17 protein-coding genes are annotated in these 16686 nt (G+C 66.4%); 9 read left to right on the top strand and 8 right to left on the bottom strand.

Annotated elements, in window-relative coordinates; all coding sequences use genetic code 11:
* Positions 1–61 precede the first annotated feature (61 nt).
* Positions 62–271 carry a hypothetical protein gene (locus OIE68_RS25835; RefSeq protein WP_327093674.1) on the top strand — a complete coding sequence of 70 codons (210 nt, stop codon included), beginning with the start codon at positions 62–64 and terminating at the stop codon, positions 269–271.
* 366 nt (positions 272–637) lie between these two features.
* On the opposite strand, the gene OIE68_RS25830 is transcribed toward OIE68_RS25835, so the two are convergent.
* Positions 638–1813 carry an acyl-CoA dehydrogenase family protein gene (locus tag OIE68_RS25830; protein WP_327093673.1) on the bottom strand — a complete coding sequence of 392 codons (1176 nt, stop codon included), beginning with the start codon at positions 1811–1813 and terminating at the stop codon, positions 638–640.
* A gap of 100 nt (positions 1814–1913) precedes the next feature.
* Between OIE68_RS25830 and OIE68_RS25825 the strand changes: the two genes are divergently transcribed.
* The gene (locus OIE68_RS25825) at positions 1914–3089 is read left to right on the top strand and encodes a cystathionine gamma-synthase (RefSeq protein ID WP_327093672.1); all 1176 of its coding nucleotides are present in this window, start codon (positions 1914–1916) and stop codon (positions 3087–3089) included.
* Between the two features lie 71 nt (positions 3090–3160).
* On the opposite strand, the gene greA is transcribed toward OIE68_RS25825, so the two are convergent.
* Together greA and OIE68_RS25815 are read right to left on the bottom strand one after the other, a co-directional pair.
* Positions 3161–3655: a transcription elongation factor GreA gene (gene greA / locus OIE68_RS25820; RefSeq protein WP_327093671.1), complete on the bottom strand. Its 495-nt coding sequence runs from the start codon at positions 3653–3655 to the stop codon at positions 3161–3163.
* A 297-nt stretch (positions 3656–3952) separates the two neighbouring features.
* A complete protein-coding gene (locus OIE68_RS25815; protein WP_327093670.1) occupies positions 3953–4393 on the bottom strand; it encodes a DUF4307 domain-containing protein in 441 nt (146 codons plus the stop codon).
* Between the two features lie 142 nt (positions 4394–4535).
* Here OIE68_RS25815 and mca point away from each other — a divergent pair, with 142 nt between their 5' ends.
* From mca to OIE68_RS25795, 4 genes are all read left to right on the top strand, one after another.
* Positions 4536–5402, top strand: a complete 867-nt coding sequence (mca, locus tag OIE68_RS25810) for a mycothiol conjugate amidase Mca (RefSeq protein ID WP_327101809.1) — start codon at positions 4536–4538, stop codon at positions 5400–5402.
* Positions 5402–5671, top strand: coding sequence for a hypothetical protein (locus OIE68_RS25805; protein WP_327093669.1), 270 nt, complete (start codon positions 5402–5404; stop codon positions 5669–5671). The genes mca and OIE68_RS25805 overlap by 1 nt, the downstream gene beginning before the upstream one ends.
* Before the next feature lie 135 nt (positions 5672–5806).
* Complete coding sequence (locus OIE68_RS25800) at positions 5807–7117, top strand: FAD-binding oxidoreductase (RefSeq protein ID WP_327093668.1); 1311 nt, start codon at positions 5807–5809, stop codon at positions 7115–7117.
* Between the two features lie 257 nt (positions 7118–7374).
* On the top strand, positions 7375–7941 hold the full coding sequence (locus OIE68_RS25795) for a TIGR03086 family metal-binding protein (RefSeq protein ID WP_327093667.1): 567 nt from the start codon (positions 7375–7377) through the stop codon (positions 7939–7941).
* Between the two features lie 21 nt (positions 7942–7962).
* Here the strand turns inward: OIE68_RS25795 and OIE68_RS25790 are convergent, their stop codons facing one another.
* Complete coding sequence (locus OIE68_RS25790; protein ID WP_327093666.1) at positions 7963–8517, bottom strand: GyrI-like domain-containing protein; 555 nt, start codon at positions 8515–8517, stop codon at positions 7963–7965.
* Positions 8518–8623: 106 nt separating this feature from the next.
* On the opposite strand from OIE68_RS25790, the gene OIE68_RS25785 reads away from it, so the two are divergent.
* A complete protein-coding gene (locus OIE68_RS25785; RefSeq protein ID WP_327101808.1) occupies positions 8624–9526 on the top strand; it encodes a serine hydrolase in 903 nt (300 codons plus the stop codon).
* On the opposite strand, the gene OIE68_RS25780 is transcribed toward OIE68_RS25785, so the two are convergent.
* Together OIE68_RS25780 and OIE68_RS25775 are read right to left on the bottom strand one after the other, a co-directional pair.
* Positions 9478–10425 (bottom strand): LysR family transcriptional regulator, encoded by a 948-nt coding sequence (locus OIE68_RS25780; RefSeq protein WP_327093665.1) that lies wholly within the window; start codon positions 10423–10425, stop codon positions 9478–9480. The genes OIE68_RS25785 and OIE68_RS25780 overlap by 49 nt on opposite strands.
* A 34-nt stretch (positions 10426–10459) precedes the next feature.
* The gene (locus OIE68_RS25775) at positions 10460–11425 is read right to left on the bottom strand and encodes a helix-turn-helix domain-containing protein (RefSeq protein WP_327093664.1); all 966 of its coding nucleotides are present in this window, start codon (positions 11423–11425) and stop codon (positions 10460–10462) included.
* Between the two features lie 416 nt (positions 11426–11841).
* Between OIE68_RS25775 and OIE68_RS25770 the strand changes: the two genes are divergently transcribed.
* Together OIE68_RS25770 and OIE68_RS25765 are read left to right on the top strand one after the other, a co-directional pair.
* Positions 11842–12351, top strand: coding sequence for a hypothetical protein (locus OIE68_RS25770; RefSeq protein WP_327093663.1), 510 nt, complete (start codon positions 11842–11844; stop codon positions 12349–12351).
* Positions 12352–12377: 26 nt separating this feature from the next.
* The gene (locus OIE68_RS25765) at positions 12378–15104 is read left to right on the top strand and encodes an ATP-binding protein (RefSeq protein WP_327093662.1); all 2727 of its coding nucleotides are present in this window, start codon (positions 12378–12380) and stop codon (positions 15102–15104) included.
* 24 nt (positions 15105–15128) lie between these two features.
* Here OIE68_RS25765 and OIE68_RS25760 read toward each other — a convergent pair whose 3' ends face one another.
* Together OIE68_RS25760 and OIE68_RS25755 are read right to left on the bottom strand one after the other, a co-directional pair.
* Positions 15129–15848: a maleylpyruvate isomerase family mycothiol-dependent enzyme gene (locus OIE68_RS25760; protein WP_327093661.1), complete on the bottom strand. Its 720-nt coding sequence runs from the start codon at positions 15846–15848 to the stop codon at positions 15129–15131.
* 10 nt (positions 15849–15858) lie between these two features.
* Positions 15859–16680: a fumarylacetoacetate hydrolase family protein gene (locus OIE68_RS25755; protein ID WP_327093660.1), complete on the bottom strand. Its 822-nt coding sequence runs from the start codon at positions 16678–16680 to the stop codon at positions 15859–15861.
* Between the last annotated feature and the right edge of the window lie 6 nt (positions 16681–16686).

Genomic DNA, 16686 nt, shown 5'->3' with positions numbered 1-16686 from the left:
AATGTGCCAGTCGTACACCAGGATTCGTGGCATCGGGCATCGGGCATCGGGCATCGGGCGAGTGGCCGGCGAAATGCCCGCCGTCAAGGGGCACGCCCAGGCCTACCGACGCGGCTGCGAAAACGCCGTCCGCGAACAAATCTGGATGGACCAGCAGGCAGCCCGCGGCCAGGGCTGGACAGACGCCATACAAGACGACTACTCCCACCAAGGCGGCTTCTCCCGGACCGGCGAATACATGCGATACGACGACCCCCGCGACATGCGCTGACTCCCTCTTCGACACCCCGGCGCGAGCCGGGCGAGCGGCTGTCGCCAGGCTGGACGAGTGGTCACCATGTGCTGATGGCGGCAAATGTCGAGAAGGCCCCGCCGCCGGAAATCCGGTCGACCCCTCGACGCCGTGTTCGAGAATGTCGCGCACTGCCGCGGCGTGCTGGTCCAGCGCTGCCGAGGGCGCGGGTAGTGCCGCGGCTGCGGCGAGCGCCGGTACCCCGTGTGTCTGGTGCAGGCGGTTCAAAGTCCTTCATGCCGACACTTCGAGTACCGCGGGGCCGAGCGAAAACGTCTACTCATGCCAGCAATCGGCCAGCATCTATGAAATTGTGGCGTTTCATTCAAACGTCCGGCCGAGTTATTACCGAAACGCATTCGAGTCGGTGAGCGCCTTTCCGAGCACCAACTGATGCACCTCGGCCGTGCCCTCATACGTGAGCACCGACTCGAGATTGTTCGCGTGCCGCAGCACCGGATAGTCCAGCGTGATGCCGTTGGCGCCGAGTATGGTCCGGCATTCGCGGGCGATGGCGATGGCCTCCCGGGTGCTGTTCAACTTGCCCGCGCTGATCTGCTCCGCCAGCACCTCGCCGCGATCCTTCAACCTGCCGACCTGCAGCGCGAGCAGCTGGCCCTTGCCGTACTCGAGTGCCATATCGGCGAGCTTCGCCTGGGTCAACTGGTAGGCGGCCAGCGGCTTGTCGAAGACCTCCCTGGTCCGCGCGTACTCGATGGTCGCGGCCAGACAGTCGCGCGCCGCGCCGAGGGCGCCGAAGATGATGCCGAACCGCGCCTCGCTCAGACAGGCGAGCGGGGAACTCAGTCCGCGCGACTGCGGCAGCACCGCATCGGCAGGCAGCCGCACGTCGTCGAAGTCCAATTCCGCCGTCACCGATGCGCGCAACGACAACTTGTGATGCATCTCGCGCGCGGCGAATCCGGGTGCGGCCGGCGGGACCAGGAAGCCGCGCACCACCTGCTTGCCCTCGTCCTCGGTCTGCGCCCACACCACCGCGATATCGGCCACCGATCCGTTGGTGATCCACATCTTGGAGCCGTTGAGCACCCAGTCGGTGCCGTCGCGCTTGGCCCTGGTTCGCATGCCACCCGGATTCGAGCCGAAATCCGGTTCGGTGAGTCCGAAGCAGCCGAGCGCGCGTCCGGCCGCCATATCCGGCAGCCACTGCTGCTTCTGCTCCTCGGAGCCGAACTTGTGGATCGCGGTCATGGCCAGCGAACCCTGCACCGAAACCATGCTGCGCACACCCGAATCGACCGCCTCGAGCTCCTGGCAGGCCAGACCGTAGGCGGTCGCCGACAGACCCGCGCATCCGTAGCCCTCCAAGTGCATACCGAGCAACCCGACATTGCCGAGTTCCGGCGCAAGCTCACGGGCTGGGAACGTCCCTGCCTCGAACCATTCCGCGATCTGCGGCCGCAACCGATGGTTCGCGAACGTGCGGACGGTATCGCGGATCTCGCGCTCGTCCTCGGTCAACAGGGCATCGATCGCGAACAGTTCATCAACGCTCAGCATGAGCTCAACCTACCGCCGTCGCCGCCGCGAAAGCCGGGATCGGGTCACAACAAATGGTCCGGCTGATAGCCCGCCGATCGCCCAGGTTTAGGCTGACCTCATGAGCGAGCGCAGCGAGCGAACAATGAACAGAGCTGAGCTGGGATTCTCCACCAGAGCCGTGCATGCCGGATACGAACCCGAAGCGCGGACCGGTGCGGTGAACGTGCCCATCTACGCGAGTTCGACGTTCGCCCAGGACGGGGTGGGCGGGTTGCGCGAAGGCTACGAATACGGCCGCACCGGCAACCCGACCAGGACCGCACTCGAGGCGAACCTCGCCGCGCTCGAATCGGGCCGCTACGGACGCGCGTTCGCCTCCGGCATGGCCGCCACCGACTGTGCGCTGCGGGCGACGCTGCGCCCCGGTGACCACATCGTCATCCCGGACGACGCCTACGGCGGCACCTTCCGGCTGATCGACAAGGTCTTCAGCCAGTGGGGCATCGAGCATTCGCCCGCGCATGTATTCAATGTCGACGAGATGCGTGCCGCGATCCGCCCGAACACCAAGCTGATCTGGATCGAAACCCCCACCAACCCACTGCTGAGCATCGGCGACATTCCGGCGCTCGCCGAGGTCGCACATGTCGCGGGCGCGAAACTGGTGGTGGACAACACCTTTGCCACGCCGTACCTGCAGCAGCCGCTGCTGCTCGGCGCCGATATCGTCACGCATTCGACCACCAAGTACCTCGGTGGGCACTCCGATGTCGTGGGCGGGGCGTTGATCACCAACGATCCGCAACTCGATGCGGCTTTCGCCTTCCTGCAGAACGGTGCGGGCGCGGTGCCCGGCCCGTTCGACGCCTACCTCACCCTGCGCGGCACCAAAACCCTCGCGGTGCGGATGGATCGACACTGCGACAACGCCGAAACCATTGCCGAATTCCTGACCAGGCATCCGGCCATTTCGCAGGTCATCTACCCGGGCCTGGCCGAGCATCCGGGCCACGCCATCGCCGACAAGCAGATGAAGCGCTTCGGCGGCATGATTTCGGTGCGGCTCAACGGCGGCAAAGATGCGGCGCACGAGTTCTGCTCGCGCACCAAGATCTTCACCCTCGCCGAATCGCTCGGCGGCGTGGAATCGCTGATCGAACATCCGGCTGCCATGACGCACGCCTCCACCGCGGGCTCGCAGCTGGAGGTGCCGGACGATCTGGTGCGACTCTCGGTCGGCATCGAGGACGTCAGCGATTTGCTGGCCGACATCGAACAGGCACTGGCGAACTAGATATGGAAACGAAGAGCGGCCGCATCCGTACTTTCCGGATGCGGCCGTTCTTCATGGCTTCAGGCCCGGAATCAGCTGTGGTACGGCTCGGCGCTGACCAACGTCACCTTCATGGTCTTGCCGTTGGGCAGCGTGTACTCACGGGTGTCGCCGACCTTCGCATCGATGAGCGCGCCACCGAGCGGCGAACTCGGCGAGTAGGTCTCGAGCTTGGAGTCGTTGAGACCCTCTTCGCGGGTCGCGATGAGGAAGGTCTCGGTGTCGGATTCGTCACCGTCGTAGTAGACCTTGACGACCGAACCCGGCAGCGCGACGCCGGACTTGGTGGGCGCAACGCCGACCTTTGCGTTGTTCAGCAGCTCCTGCAGCTGCCGGATGCGCGCCTCCTGCTGACCCTGCTCTTCACGCGCGGCGTGATATCCGCCGTTTTCCTTGAGGTCGCCCTCTTCACGGCGCTCGTTGATCTCGGCGGCGATGACCGGACGATTGGCGATGAGCGCGTCGAGTTCACCCTTGAGCCTGTCGTGCGACTCCGGGGTCAGCCAAGTCACTTGCGTCTCAGTCATCTCGATCACTCCCTAGTAGTTGTTCCCGGCCGAGGCCGGGTTCCCTGATCCGCTGCAGTGCCCACAGGGGGCGGGCACGCACCAGCCGACGGCTAGTGCCATCCTGGGGAAGTTCATCGAACCCCGACAGGCTTCAGGTCCGGCAAACTCACTAACCCGGAACTAACAGCGCTGGCCGCCAATGCAGCAAACACGGCTCCGAGCCCCGGAACCGTGTATCACGCCATTTTAGCATGAATCACAAACATGCAGGTCGGCGTTCATTTTGCAGACCGCTCAGTGGCGTATTGCCCGGAATCAGCCTGCCCGCAGATACTTCGGCACGTCATCGCTGCAGCCGTAAATGCTGCTCGACACCGGCCGGGCGGAGGCACGCACGGTGGTCGTCAGCTCGATGGTGCCGCTGCCGGACGGCTCGATGAGCACCTCGCGGCGGCCCAATTCGGACCCGTCCCTGGCCATCGCGCGGACGAAACACACCACCGGCTGCTGCGGATCCTTGCGGGTGACCTTGAGATGGACCGAGATGGTCGAGTCGTCGACGACGGTGTAACCGAGCTGTTCGGCGTCGATATCCTCCGGTCCGTACTTCTGGAAGCCGACGTAGGCGACCCCGAGACCCGCGGCGAGCACGACCGCGCCGAGTGCGAACGGAATCCAGCGGCGCGTCGGGCGTGGCGTGGTTCCGTACCGGTCGGCACGTCGGTCGATCGGCGTGTCACCGGGCGTTTCACTCATGCCGTCTCACTCCGGGGGGTACGTCGGAACAAAAGTCTGTCGAATGGAACTATAGGGACAAGCAGATCGGACCCCGGCGGCGGAGAGTACGAGGTATGACGGTGGTTGATGAGGTGAACGAGACGTGAGTGGCTTTCGGCTCATGGCGGTTCATGCGCACCCCGACGACGAATCCAGTAAGGGTGCCGCGACGACCGCACGGTATGCCGACGAGGGCCACGATGTCCTCATCGTCACGCTGACCGGCGGCGAACGCGGCAGCATCCTCAACCCTGCGATGGACACTCCCGGCGTGTTGGAGCGGATCGACGAGATCCGGCGCGAGGAGATGGAGGCCGCGGCCGCCGCGCTCGGTGTGCGCCAGACCTGGCTCGGTTTCGTCGACTCCGGCCTACCCGAGGGCGATCCGCTGCCGCCGCTACCCGAGGGCTGCTTCGCGCTGGTCCCGCTGGAAGAAGCCGTCGAGGCGCTGGTCCGCGTGGTGCGCGAGTTCAAGCCGCATGTGATGACCACCTATGACGAGAACGGCGGCTACCCGCATCCCGATCACATCCGCTGCCACGAGGTGTCGATGGCCGCGTTCGACGCGGCGGGCGATCCGGAGCGTTTCCCGGATGCGGGCGAGCCGTGGCAGCCGCTGAAGATCTACTACGACCACGGTTTCACCATGGCCCGCCTGGATGTATTCGCCGCCGAATACGAACGGATCGGTGAGCCGTTTCCGCTGCAGGAGTGGCTGGAACGGATGCGCGCCTACCGGCAGGGCCGCCCGGACGGCATGTCCAAGGTGACCACCCAGATCGAGTGCGCCAAATACTTCCCGCAGCGCGATGACGCCCTGCGCGCGCACGCCACCCAGATCGATCCCAACGGCGCGTTCTTCGCGATTCCGATGGAAATGCAGCAGCGGCTGTGGCCGACCGAGGAGTTCGAACTGGCCAAGTCCAGGGTCGACTCCGCGCGGCCGGAGACCGATCTGTTCGCCGGTATCGAAGACGAGCACCGGTGATGTTGGTTCTGCTAGCGCAAACTCCCGGCACGCCCACCGGACCCGAATTCGGCAAGGCGTCGCCGCTCGGTCTGGTGATCATTCTGGTGTTGCTCGCCGGGACCGTCCTGCTGGTGCGGTCGATGAACCGGCATATCAAGGGCCTGCCCGCGACCTTCGAGCCCGAACATCCGGAACCGGATCAGGCGGCCGACGAGGGCACCGAACCCGGTATCACCCGGCTCGACAAGAAGGACGTCGAGTCCGACGAAGGGCCTGATAAAACCTGATTTCGCAGCGGCCGTCCGAGAATCTCGGGCGGCCGCTGTTACATTTACCGCTCCCGTTTCGTCATTGGGGTAGTCGCGGCACGATCCACGGGCCGCAGGTGCTTTCGGGCACAGCTGCGAAGTGAGGACATACCAATGACATTCGAGGATCTGCGCGCTGAACTATCCGGCCGGGTGCTGGTGCCGGGTGACGCGGGCTTCGAGGCGGCGGCGCGGCCGTGGACCTTGACGGTCACCCAGCCGGTCGCCGCGGTGGTGCGGGCCGGCGATGCGGATGACGTCGCGGCGGTGGTGGCACACGCATATCGAGCCGGGGTACCGGTGATCGCGCAGCCGACCGGGCACGGCGCCGCCGGCGGGGTGGAGGACGCGATCCTGCTGCGCACCGGGGGACTGGACAGTGTCGAGATCGATGCCGAGCGGCGGGTGGCGAAGGTCGGCGCGGGCGCGAACTGGGGCTCGGTGCAGGCCGCGGCTGCGGTGCACGGACTCACCGGACTCGCAGGCAGCAATCCGGTGGTCGGCGTCACCGGATACACCCTCGGTGGCGGGATGAGCTGGTTCGGCCGCAAGCACGGTTGGGCCTCGGATGCGGTGCGCGCCTTCGAGATCGTGGACGCCGAGGGCGCGCGGACGCGGGTGACCGCTGCGAACGATCCGGAGCTGTTCTGGGCATTGCGTGGTGGCGGCGGCGATTTCGCGGTGGTGACCGCGCTCGAATTCGACCTCTTCCCGGCGCCGGGGCTCTACGGCGGGCGGGTGATGTGGCACGGTGCGCGCACGGCGGAGGTCTTCGAGGCATTCCAGGAGATCACCGCCGACGCACCCGACGAACTGTCGGTGTGGTTCCACCGGTTCCAGTTCCCGGATGCGCCGCCGATGGTCGCGCTGGATGTCGCCTACCTCGGCGAACCCGAGGTAGGCCGATCCCTGCTGACCCGGTTGGACGCGATCGACGGGCCGCTCGCCGATAAGCGTGGCGCGCTGTCGGTGGCGAGCCTCGGCGAAATCACGGCGGAGCCAACCGATCCCAGCCCGTCCCTGTCCCGCGCCGAACTGCTCACCGACCTCGGCGACGCGGTCGTGAAGACCCTGCTCGACGAGCCGGTCGCACCGCTGGTCGATATCCAGATCCGCCATCTCGGCGGCGCATTCGCCAGGGCGGGCGCGGACGGTGGCGCGCGCGGACCGGTCACCGAGCCCTATCTGCTCTATGCGTTGGGACTCGGACTTCCGCATATCGTCGACGCGGTCAAGGCCCGGCGGGCCGAGATCGTCGACGCGATCGGCGCGCACATCAGCGGGCTCAAGCCGTACACCTTCCTCACTCCGGAGGAGACGGCCGCCGCGGCATTCGACTCGTCGACCTTGGCGCGGTTGCGGGAGATCAAGCGGGCGCGCGATCCGCGGTCGGTGATCCGCGCCAATTATCCGGTTCTCGGATAACGGATTTCGCATACGTCACTGCGGACCGTCGGCCCCTATCGGCTGGCGGTCCGCAGTGCTCGGCGGAACTCGGTAGGGCCGTTTACATTCGATCATGTGCTGCTCCGGAACGGTATCGGCGCAACCTTTTCGGGTCCTTGTCGTGCTGGATTCCGTGATCTGGGCGGCGTTGGATCGACTTTGGCCGTGTTCGATCGAGTTTGGTCGGCATCCGGTTGTGCTACCCATTCTGCTGACTCTTCGAGCGAAGGATGCCCATGGACAATGTGATCGGACAGATCGACCGCGCACTGGATATGACGGGTGCGATCGTGATCGCCGCCGTCGACGGCGACCGGCTCGCGGCGCCGACGCCATGTCAGGATTGGGATGTGCATGCGGTGCTCAATCATGCCGTCGGCAATATGCACCGGTTCGCGGCCGGGGTGAGCGGGACCGATGCGGGCGCCGGACTCGAGGACGACTGGCTCGGCATCGATCCGCAGGGCGCGTTCGCCGCGGCCGCCGAGGTGGACCGCGCGGCCTGGCATCGCCCCGACGCCCTGACCGGCACCGTGCGCATGGCACTCGGCGAGCTCCCCGGTCCGGCGGCCGCCATGGTCCATCTCACCGAGGTCGTCGCGCACGGCGTCGATATCGCGTTGGCCATCGATCGCCCCGACCTCGCCGATGACGAATTGTGCGCCGAACTGCTGACCACAATGCACGCCATGGGCGGACTCGATGGGTTCCGCAAGCCGGGGATATTCGACGACGAGGTCACGGTACCGGCAGAGGCGCCCGCACACCGTCGACTGCTCGGCTATCTCGGACGAGCCTGGTAACCGCTTGCCGCAGAGTAGATCTCAGGCGCGACGCACGGGATGACGCAGAATCGTGCGGGTATTCGCGCCGGGGGCTTTGCGTGGATCGGAGAGGTAGATCTCGTGATGGCGGCCGTTCATCAGCAACCCCTCGGCGGTCATGAACGCTTCCATCCTGGCCAGCGTCTCCGGTTCGGTGGCGTACGGCCCGATATGCATGACCTGGATCGCCTCCCCCTCGGTCAACCGCTCGAACGTCGCCCCGGACACCATCTCGGCGGTGACCACCTCGGGCATGCGGATCATCAGCCGCCACTGCCACTGCTCGCGCGGCACCGACAGCGGCGGTTCGTCGGAGTTCACCCACCACTGGCCCTCCAGCTTCGGCACCACGAAATCCTGGTCGTCCGCCTTGGCGATCTTCTTGGCGCCGTACGCGGATCGGTACAGCGTCTGCACCGCCTCGGTGTACCGCTCGCCGCCGGGTGCGCCGAAGCCGGTGACCGTCAGATAGCCGTAGGTGTCGAAGGTGCGCAGTTCGGGTTCCCGGGTGGCGTCGTAGTAGTGCGGGTCGCTCTTGGCCAGATCGAGTTTCATCGTGAGCCCTTCGGTATCGAAATCTCGGACGGTGACGAGCGTGAACCCTCCATCGGCGGGAGAGTCAAGCTGACTCGGAGCAGTCCCGTGTGGAAGTTTGGCAGTCGTGGAGGAGATCTTCCGTAAGGCCGGTGTGCGCGGTTGGGTGCACGCCCGATGTTTCGATTGCGCCGGTGAGGTGGGGCTCGGCGCCGATGAACCGGTGGTGCTGGCGTCGGTGGTGAAGGTGCCGTTGGTGCTGGAGTTCGCCCGTCAGGTGGTCGCGGGTCAGCTCGACCCGACCGATCGGGTGCGGGCGAGCGCGGCGGACCGGCTCGGTGGCGTCGGCACCGCCGGATGTCTGGACGATGTCGAGTTCAGCCTGCGCGATGCGGCGTTCTTCGCACTGACCGTGAGCGACAACACCGCCGCCGACCTGCTCTTCGATCGCGTCGGCCTGGACAATGTGCGCTCGCTGGTGCGCGAATTGAGGCTCACCGAGACGCGGATCGTCGGCTCGCCCAGGTACGTCGTCCAGACCATGGCTGAGGATATCGGCGCATCCGATACCACCGAGTTCGCGCGGCGCTTCCCGACCCTGAGCGTGTCGGAAGTGCTTGCCACCCGGGCCATGGACCCACTGCGTACGACCGCGAGCACGCCGCGCGACATGACCCGGCTGCTCACCCTGCTCGGCCAGGACCGCGCGGGCGATCCTGCCGCCTGCCGGTGGGTGCGCGAGCTCATGGGCCAGCAGCTCAACTGGCACCGGCTCGCCGCGGCCTTCCCGTCGGAGGTGTCGGTGTGGGGCAAGACCGGATCACTGCCCGCGATTCGCAATGAGATCGGGGTGGTGGCATATCCCGGTGGAAGTCGTTATGCCGTAGCGGTATTCACCAGGGCGGATACGCTCGCCCAGCGATTGCCCGAGGTGGATCATGCGATCGGCGAGGCCGCGCGGCTGGCGATTCACCGCATCCGTCACGATCTGCCGAATACGACATTCCACGGCCGCTGTGCCACCTCCTGAGCGGGCGCGGGCCGTGACGCGCCGTCGCCCTGGATGACCGTCACGATCAGCTCGGCCAGTTCGCGGACCAGCGGATGTGGTGCCGCGGCGGGCCACGCCAGCGAGAGCCGCCAGCTCAGTGCGTCGGTCAGCGGTCGCCAGACGACGCGCGGTTCCTTTTGCGCGACCATGCCCTGGTCGAAGGCGACGCCGCGGCCGGAGAGCACCATGCCGAGCACGAATTCGGGATTGCGCGCGTGCTGGACGCGGGTGGGCCGGAAGCCGTGCTCCCAGCAGGTGCGCAGGGTCGCGTCGTAGAGTCCGGGCGCGGCGGCCCGCGGAAAGATCACCAGACCGAGTCCGGCCAGGTCGGCGAGGGTGAGCGCGGAGCGTGCGGCCAGCGGGGAATCGCGTGGCAACACCACCCCGAGCGGTGTCTCGACCTCGGGTCCGAGCTCGAGTCCGACCACATCGACCGGATGTTGCAGCAGTCCGGCATCGAGTTGACGGTCGGCGAGCAGTCGGATCTGCTCGGCGGTGGTCAGTTCCTGTAGATCGACTCGGACGTCACGGCTTTCGAATGTGGTGAGGATCGCCGCGAGCACCCGCCCGGCCAGTTCGGGTGGGACACCGACCCGCAGCGCATCGATCTCACCCCGATGCGCCTTGCCCACCATCCGTTGCGCGCGGTCCCAGCGGGCGAGCAGATCGCGGGCTTCGACGAGCAGGATCTGACCCGCCTCGGTGAGTTCGACACGTCGGCTGTTCCGGTCGAAGAGCCGGGCCCCGAGATCGTGTTCGAGTTTGCGGATGCGCTGGCTGAGCGGCGGCTGCGCGATGCCGAGGCGTTCGGCGGCCCGCCCGAAATGCAGTTCTTCGGCGACGGCGACGAAGTACCGCAGCTGGCGCAGGGAGTCCACGCTGCGACGATATCGCGACCGTTCGCTCCTGAAATCAGCGCTGGGGTGCGGCCCGCCAGTCCTCGCGGAGTTGGCCGGGCGTGGTGTCGAAGCGTCGGCGGAAGGCCTTGCTGAAGCTGCTCATCGAGCCGAAGCCCAGGTCCGACGCGATATCGGTGATACTTCGATGCTGGTAGGCGGGGCTGCGCAGGCGGTCGCGCGCCAATCGCAGGCGCTCTTCCCGGATGACTTCGCTGGGCGTGGTGCCGGCATCGCTGAACGCCAGTTGAATTTGACGCAGTGACCAGCCGAGCGCAATGGCGACACGGGTGCCGGTGAGGTCCGGATCTCCGGCATGGTCGTGGATATACCGGCGAGCGGTCGCTTCGACATGAGCGAGCTGGGTGGGCGAGCTCGCCGGTTCACCGAGGATCTGCATGCAGAGCAGATCCACCAGCCGTTCGGAGACGCTGTCGAATTGGAGGTCGGTGAGTGCGGCGGATTCGGTGCGCAGGCCGCTGAGGATCCCGTCGGTCACCCGCCCGAGCCCGGTCGTGAGATCCAGCGGATGGTTGGGCGGCACCACGCGGTTGAGGCGATGTTTGATCTCCTTGCGCGGAATGGTGATGATCATCCCGCGCGTGCTGTCGGACATGGACATCGCGTAGGGCCGGTCGACCGCCACCAGGCACATGGTGCCCGGCGCGAGGATCCCGTACCTGTCCTCGGTGCGGAAGGACAGTCGCCCGGTGAACGGAACGATCAGCCGGTAGTCGTCATCGGGGTCGGCGCGGATGTGGCTCGGGTTGCGAAGGTAGGTGACGGCATCCGATCTCCACCCGACGAGCTGGTAGGCGTCGGTGCGCCGCAGTTGGGTGTGCCCTCGGAAGTCGGTGCGGCTCGGGAAGCGATAGCCCAACCTACAGTGGTATGTGCTGATCAGATCGGCCCAGTACTCGGCTCGCTCATGTGGATCCACCACATTTGTCGTGGTGGAGTCAGCGATAGCCGCTTGATTCATGAATATCGCCTCCGATTCGTCGATCATCGGTGGCCCGGGCGTCGGCCCCAACTCTGGTAGCAGCCTAGTGCAGAACCGAGCAGATCACCGCTGGAGCAAGCATTGTCGGGTGTCGAGTTCTGCGCACTCGGACCATGCTTTTGCGCTTCGGGACAAGCGGAGCCGCGCGGACGGCGGCTACCGTCCGGATAGCTGAGGCCCAGGTCGGTGCGGCTATCGATGCCGACCCGTGCAGTTGGTCGTGGACGATAGTCAGGAGTTCATATGCGCAGAATCGTGGTCGGCGACACATGCGTGGTTCAACGACGGCGGGGTGCCGTTCGTTTTCTGTTACAGCCTCTGCGGGGTCGCCGACCAGAATGTGCCGACGGAGTCATGACCGGCCTCCAACAGCGTCTGCGGGGAAGGTTCCTTGGATGAGGGGCGTCGGAAGTCGTTGGCGCAGTTTCGAATACACCCTGGTGGCGGCCGGTCCCTGTGCTGTCGCCGTCGACCCGACGACGGTCGGGGTGACACAGAGGTTTGTCGATTGCCTGGTGGTGCGAGTCGTCGTCGAACCGGGCGATTGTCCGTTGTCCGCCGAGGCCGTTCGCGCGATCCGGTACCTGTGCCTCGTCAGCGAGGCGGCGCATATCGTTATCGCCGGAACCCCGCACTGCACGACCCCTCGATTCATGTCGGCCGCCGATCCGCTGGATGTCCTCGCTGACACACTGGACGTGCTTTCGGATCTCGCCGAACAACTGGCGGAATACGGGGACCGCGTCCACGTGATGCCGTTCGGGTGGAATGTCGCCTGGCGCGCCGAAAAGTCGGCACGACAATGGGATTTGCCATCTGTCACCATATCCCCGTCCGGGAATGTCGACGTGGTGCCGGATTCGGTCGGACTCGGCGATCGGGCGCTCGCATGCCCAGTTCGTTGACGACAAGGCCTTTCCAGGAATCGACAGTGGTCATCGGTCGTGATGGCGAGATCGAGAAGCTGGCGGCGCTCGCACGTCGGGTCGCTGCCGGGCGTGGGGCCGTGGTGCTGGTGCAGGGCGAACCAGGTATCGGCAGGACGTCTCTATTGCACGCTGCCAGCGTGCGATGCGCAGCGGCGGGTCTGCACATTCGGCTCGGGGCCGCCAGCGAACCACAGCAGACCGTCCCGTTCGCCGCGTTGCTCACCTGGTTCGACGCCGACACGCCGGGGGCAGATGCGATCCGCGCGCTGCTCGACAGCGACGTCCTGGCGGGCGACGCGATGCCTGAGATCGCCATCGCCGAGGCGATCCTCGATCACGTCGAAACCTGGTGCGCTACCGGCCCGCTCGCGCTGATCATGGATGACATTCAGTGGTCCGACACGTCGAGCGTGTCCGTGCTGCAGCGGCTTTGCGCTCGCATCGATGAGCTCCCGCTGTTGCTGATGCTCAGCGCCCGCCCACAGCCGCAGGACTCGGCGTTCACCACGCTGTCGGCCGAACTCGTCGCCCGCCGCGCCCCGCTGATACGACTCGGCAGGCTTTCCGACGAGGCAGGGGCGGAATTGGTGTCGCATATCGTCGGTGCCACCCCGGGCCGAGGGTTGCTGCGGGAGGTAGCGGGTGCGAGCGGAAATCCGCGCTACATCACCGAATTGGTGGCCGCCTTGCAGCGCGAGCAGGCGATCACGATCAGCGCCGACGCCGCCGAGACAGTCGCCGGGCAGCGCTCGTCCACCACACTCGCGCAAGCGATTTCGCGGAGGTTGGACTTTCTGCCGCGCCGGACCAGGTATGTGCTCGCGACTGCCGCCGCGCTCGGCCCGGTCGTCGACGTCACGGAATTGGCGGCGGTTCTGGACCGGCCCCTGCTGGAAGTGTGGAGCATCGTCAGTGACGTGATGGCGACCGGGGTGCTCGAACTTGTCGACTCCGAAGTGGTGTTCCGGCATGAACTGATCCGGCAGGTGCTGTCCGATCAGTTGCCTGCGAGGGTGCGCGCTGGTCTGCTGCGCACGGCTGGACGGGTCCTGCGGACGGCGCCGATCGAGCGAATCGCCCATTATCTGGCGGTCGCCGACTACGAACTGGACGACATCGGCCCCGACTGGCTGATAGCCGTAGGCGACAAATTGGCCGTTAGAGCGCCCGAGCTGGCGGTGCGGCTGTTGCGGCGCGCGAGGACGGAGGCCGATAATCCACAGCTGATCCGCCGATACATCGAGGCGCTGCTGTGGAGCGGCCGAGCTGCCGAGGCGGAGGCCGAGGTGCGCGTTGCGCTGTCGGAGTACGGCGACGATATCGAAGTGCGCTGGCTGCTCGCCCAAGTCTGCCGAGCCCGGGGTCGGATCGCTGAGGCCGTCGATATCGCCGAAACGGCGTTGAGCACAATGGATCTCGATATCGAGGCGGCGGCCCGCTTCCACGGCATGTGCGCGGTGGACAATGTATTCCTCGAGCGGTTCGATGCGGCCGAGCGGGCCGGTCGAGTGGCGATCGCGATGGGGGAATCCAATGGGGACCCCCTCACTATCGGATACGGCCTCACCGCCGTGGGTGCGATTCGGTACACCCGAGGCCATCTCGCCGAGGCACTGGAGTTGAGCACTCGCATACCCGTCGCCTCGACCGTCGGTACCTCGCCGGACCAGTTCGATCCATATGCGCTGCGGGCACACTGTCTGATCGAGCTCGATCGCCTCACAGATGCCGAAGACGTGCTGAATCAGGCGATAGCGCGCAACCGCCGTGTCGCTGGAGTGTCCCTGTCCGCGAACCGGGTCGCCAAGGCACGCCTCTACCTGCTGAATGGTCGCTGGGATGACGCAGTGGCCGAATGTGGCGCAGGCGCGGCGCCGGACGTGCTCGGGTACTCGACGGTCGCGGGTAGCCTCGCGGCACTCATCGGTATTCACCGCGGCACGTTCCAGCCGGACGTGGACAGCATTCCCATACCGGACGATCTCGCGGGCAACACCGGCTACGCGCATTTGCACTTGTGGGCCAAAGCATTGACGCACGAGGCGCACGGTCATCCGGACCTCGCCTTGAAACTGCTCGTCGACACCCATGAGCGACTGGCCGACCGTTCGGCCGCGGCGACGCTCTACTACATATTCCCGGATATCGCCCGACTGGCAGCGGACCTCGGCGATACGGATGCGGCGCGGTCGGTAGTGGTCGGTGCCGACGAGATTGTGGCGCGCCAGCCGACCGCCTCCAGGATCGGGACAGCGCTACTGTGTCGCGGTCTGGCCGAGCGCGATTCCGACAGCCTGCTGGCGGCGGCCCAGGCCTTCCGGCGGTCCGGACGGTTGCTCTACGAAGCACAGGCGCACGAGAACGCCGCCGTGCTCCTCGCCGCGGCGGGGCACGATGCCGACGCCCGCCGTTCGCTCGACACCGCGATCGGGATCTACGGCCGACTCGGCGCATCCTGGGATACCGCCCGCACGGACGCACGCGTGCGGCCGTACGACATTCGGCGAGGTGTACGCGGTCGGCGCAACCGGCCCAAATCCGGCTGGGCGGCGCTGACCGATACCGAGCGCAAGGTCGCCGCGCTCGTCGCCGATGGCTGCTCCAACTCCGGTATCGCGGCGCAAATGTTCTTATCGCGCCGCACCGTTCAGTCCCACGTGTCGAATATCCTCGCCAAGCTCGAGCTGCGATCGCGGCGCGAGGTCGCTGCGATAATGCTGCACAGGTGACCGGACGCCCGCGAGAATTGTCGGTTACAGCCACGCTGGTGGCTGGACGGTATCGCCGTGGGTTTCGAGACCGATCGCGCCGCGACCGGCCGCCCAGCGCGCAACTGCGGCGAGGGGGCCGGACACCCGCGTTGTGGTGGGCGAATTCTCTTGGACGGCAATGGGTGCGCGGTCGTCGACCGTCAGGACCAGTCCGGTGCCGAGTCCTTTTCTGCGCCACATGCCGACGATGTCGGTGAGCAGTGAGTCGAGTACGACGGTGGGGAAGTCGCCGAACCTGCCGTCGTCGGCAAGGTCGACGGCGTGGATCCAGACCTCGCGGACCCGCATCCAAACGGTTTCCGCGGCCGGGACCACTCGGCCCTGGGCGGTTCGGACCTCGGCCGTCCATGCCGATTCCGGCAGGTGCCGCCATTTCTCGTCCAGGCGGGCGGCGGTGTGGTGGAACAGGTTTCGCAGCGCGGCGGGGCTGAGGGTGGCTCCCTCGTCGATCTCCCCGGCGCGCTGTCCGGCCGACGCGTACATGGGTGTCTCGATTCCGGTCGCGGCCCAGTCGAGCAGGCGGCACAGCGCGGCGGCGTTGTAACCGACGTGGGCGATCAGATGTCTGCGGGTCCAGGCCGCCAACAGCGTGCCGCTGTCGAAGTCGGTGTCGGACAGTTCGGCGATGCGCTGAGCGAAGTACGCGGTGCCCCGGCGGGCGAGGAGTAGCCGCTCGGGGAGGTCGAGCTCGTGGAATTCCACTGTGGCTTTCCTATTCGATGATGGTCTTGTTGCGCACGGTGCCGAGTCCGTCGATGGTCACCTCGACCGTCTCCCCGTCCTGGATGTAGCGGGCGGGTGTGCGGGCGTGGCCGACGCCGCCGGTGGTGCCGGTGATGATGACGTCACCGGGCTGCAGGGTCACGATGTGGGAGATGTAGTCGATGAGCTCGGCCGGAGTGAAAACCAGGTCGTCGGTGGTGGCGCTCTGCATGGCCGCACCGTCGAGACGGGTCTCGATGCGGGTGCCCAGTACATAGTCGGTGACCAGGAACGGGCCGAAACCGCTTGTGCTGTCGAAGGTTTTGCCCTGATCCCATTGCAGTGTGCGGTACTGGTAGTCGCGCATGGTGTAGTCGTTGATCACCGAATAGCCGGCGATGTGGGCGTCGGCGTCCGCCTCGGAAACCCGATAGGCGCGTTTGCCGACGATCACGGCCAATTCCGCCTCCCAGTCGAGCTGGGATGCGGCGTAGCGCGGGACGATCACGTCGTCGTACGGTCCGGTCAGTGCCTCCTTGAATTTGGAGAACAGTGTGGGGTACTGCGGCAGTTCCCGTCCCATCTCCTTGATGTGGGTGGCGTAGTTGAGACCGACGCAGATGATCTTGCCGGGGTTCGGGACGACTGGCGCGTAATCGGCGTCGGTGAGGTCGACGTCGCGGCCGGATGCCTTGTCTGCCAGCACTTTCCAGTCTGCCTCCGTCAGCAGGGCCGACAGGTCGGGATAGCCTTCGATCACGGTGGCAGTGCGGTCGTCGTCGACCCGCACGGCCGCGGTGCCGCCGTCCAGGCGCAGGGTGGCGAGTTTCATCGCGGA

The organism is Nocardia vinacea (genome assembly GCF_035920345.1).
GTDB classification, from domain to species: domain Bacteria; phylum Actinomycetota; class Actinomycetes; order Mycobacteriales; family Mycobacteriaceae; genus Nocardia; species Nocardia vinacea_A.
This window is presented reverse-complemented; position numbering and strand designations above follow the sequence as displayed.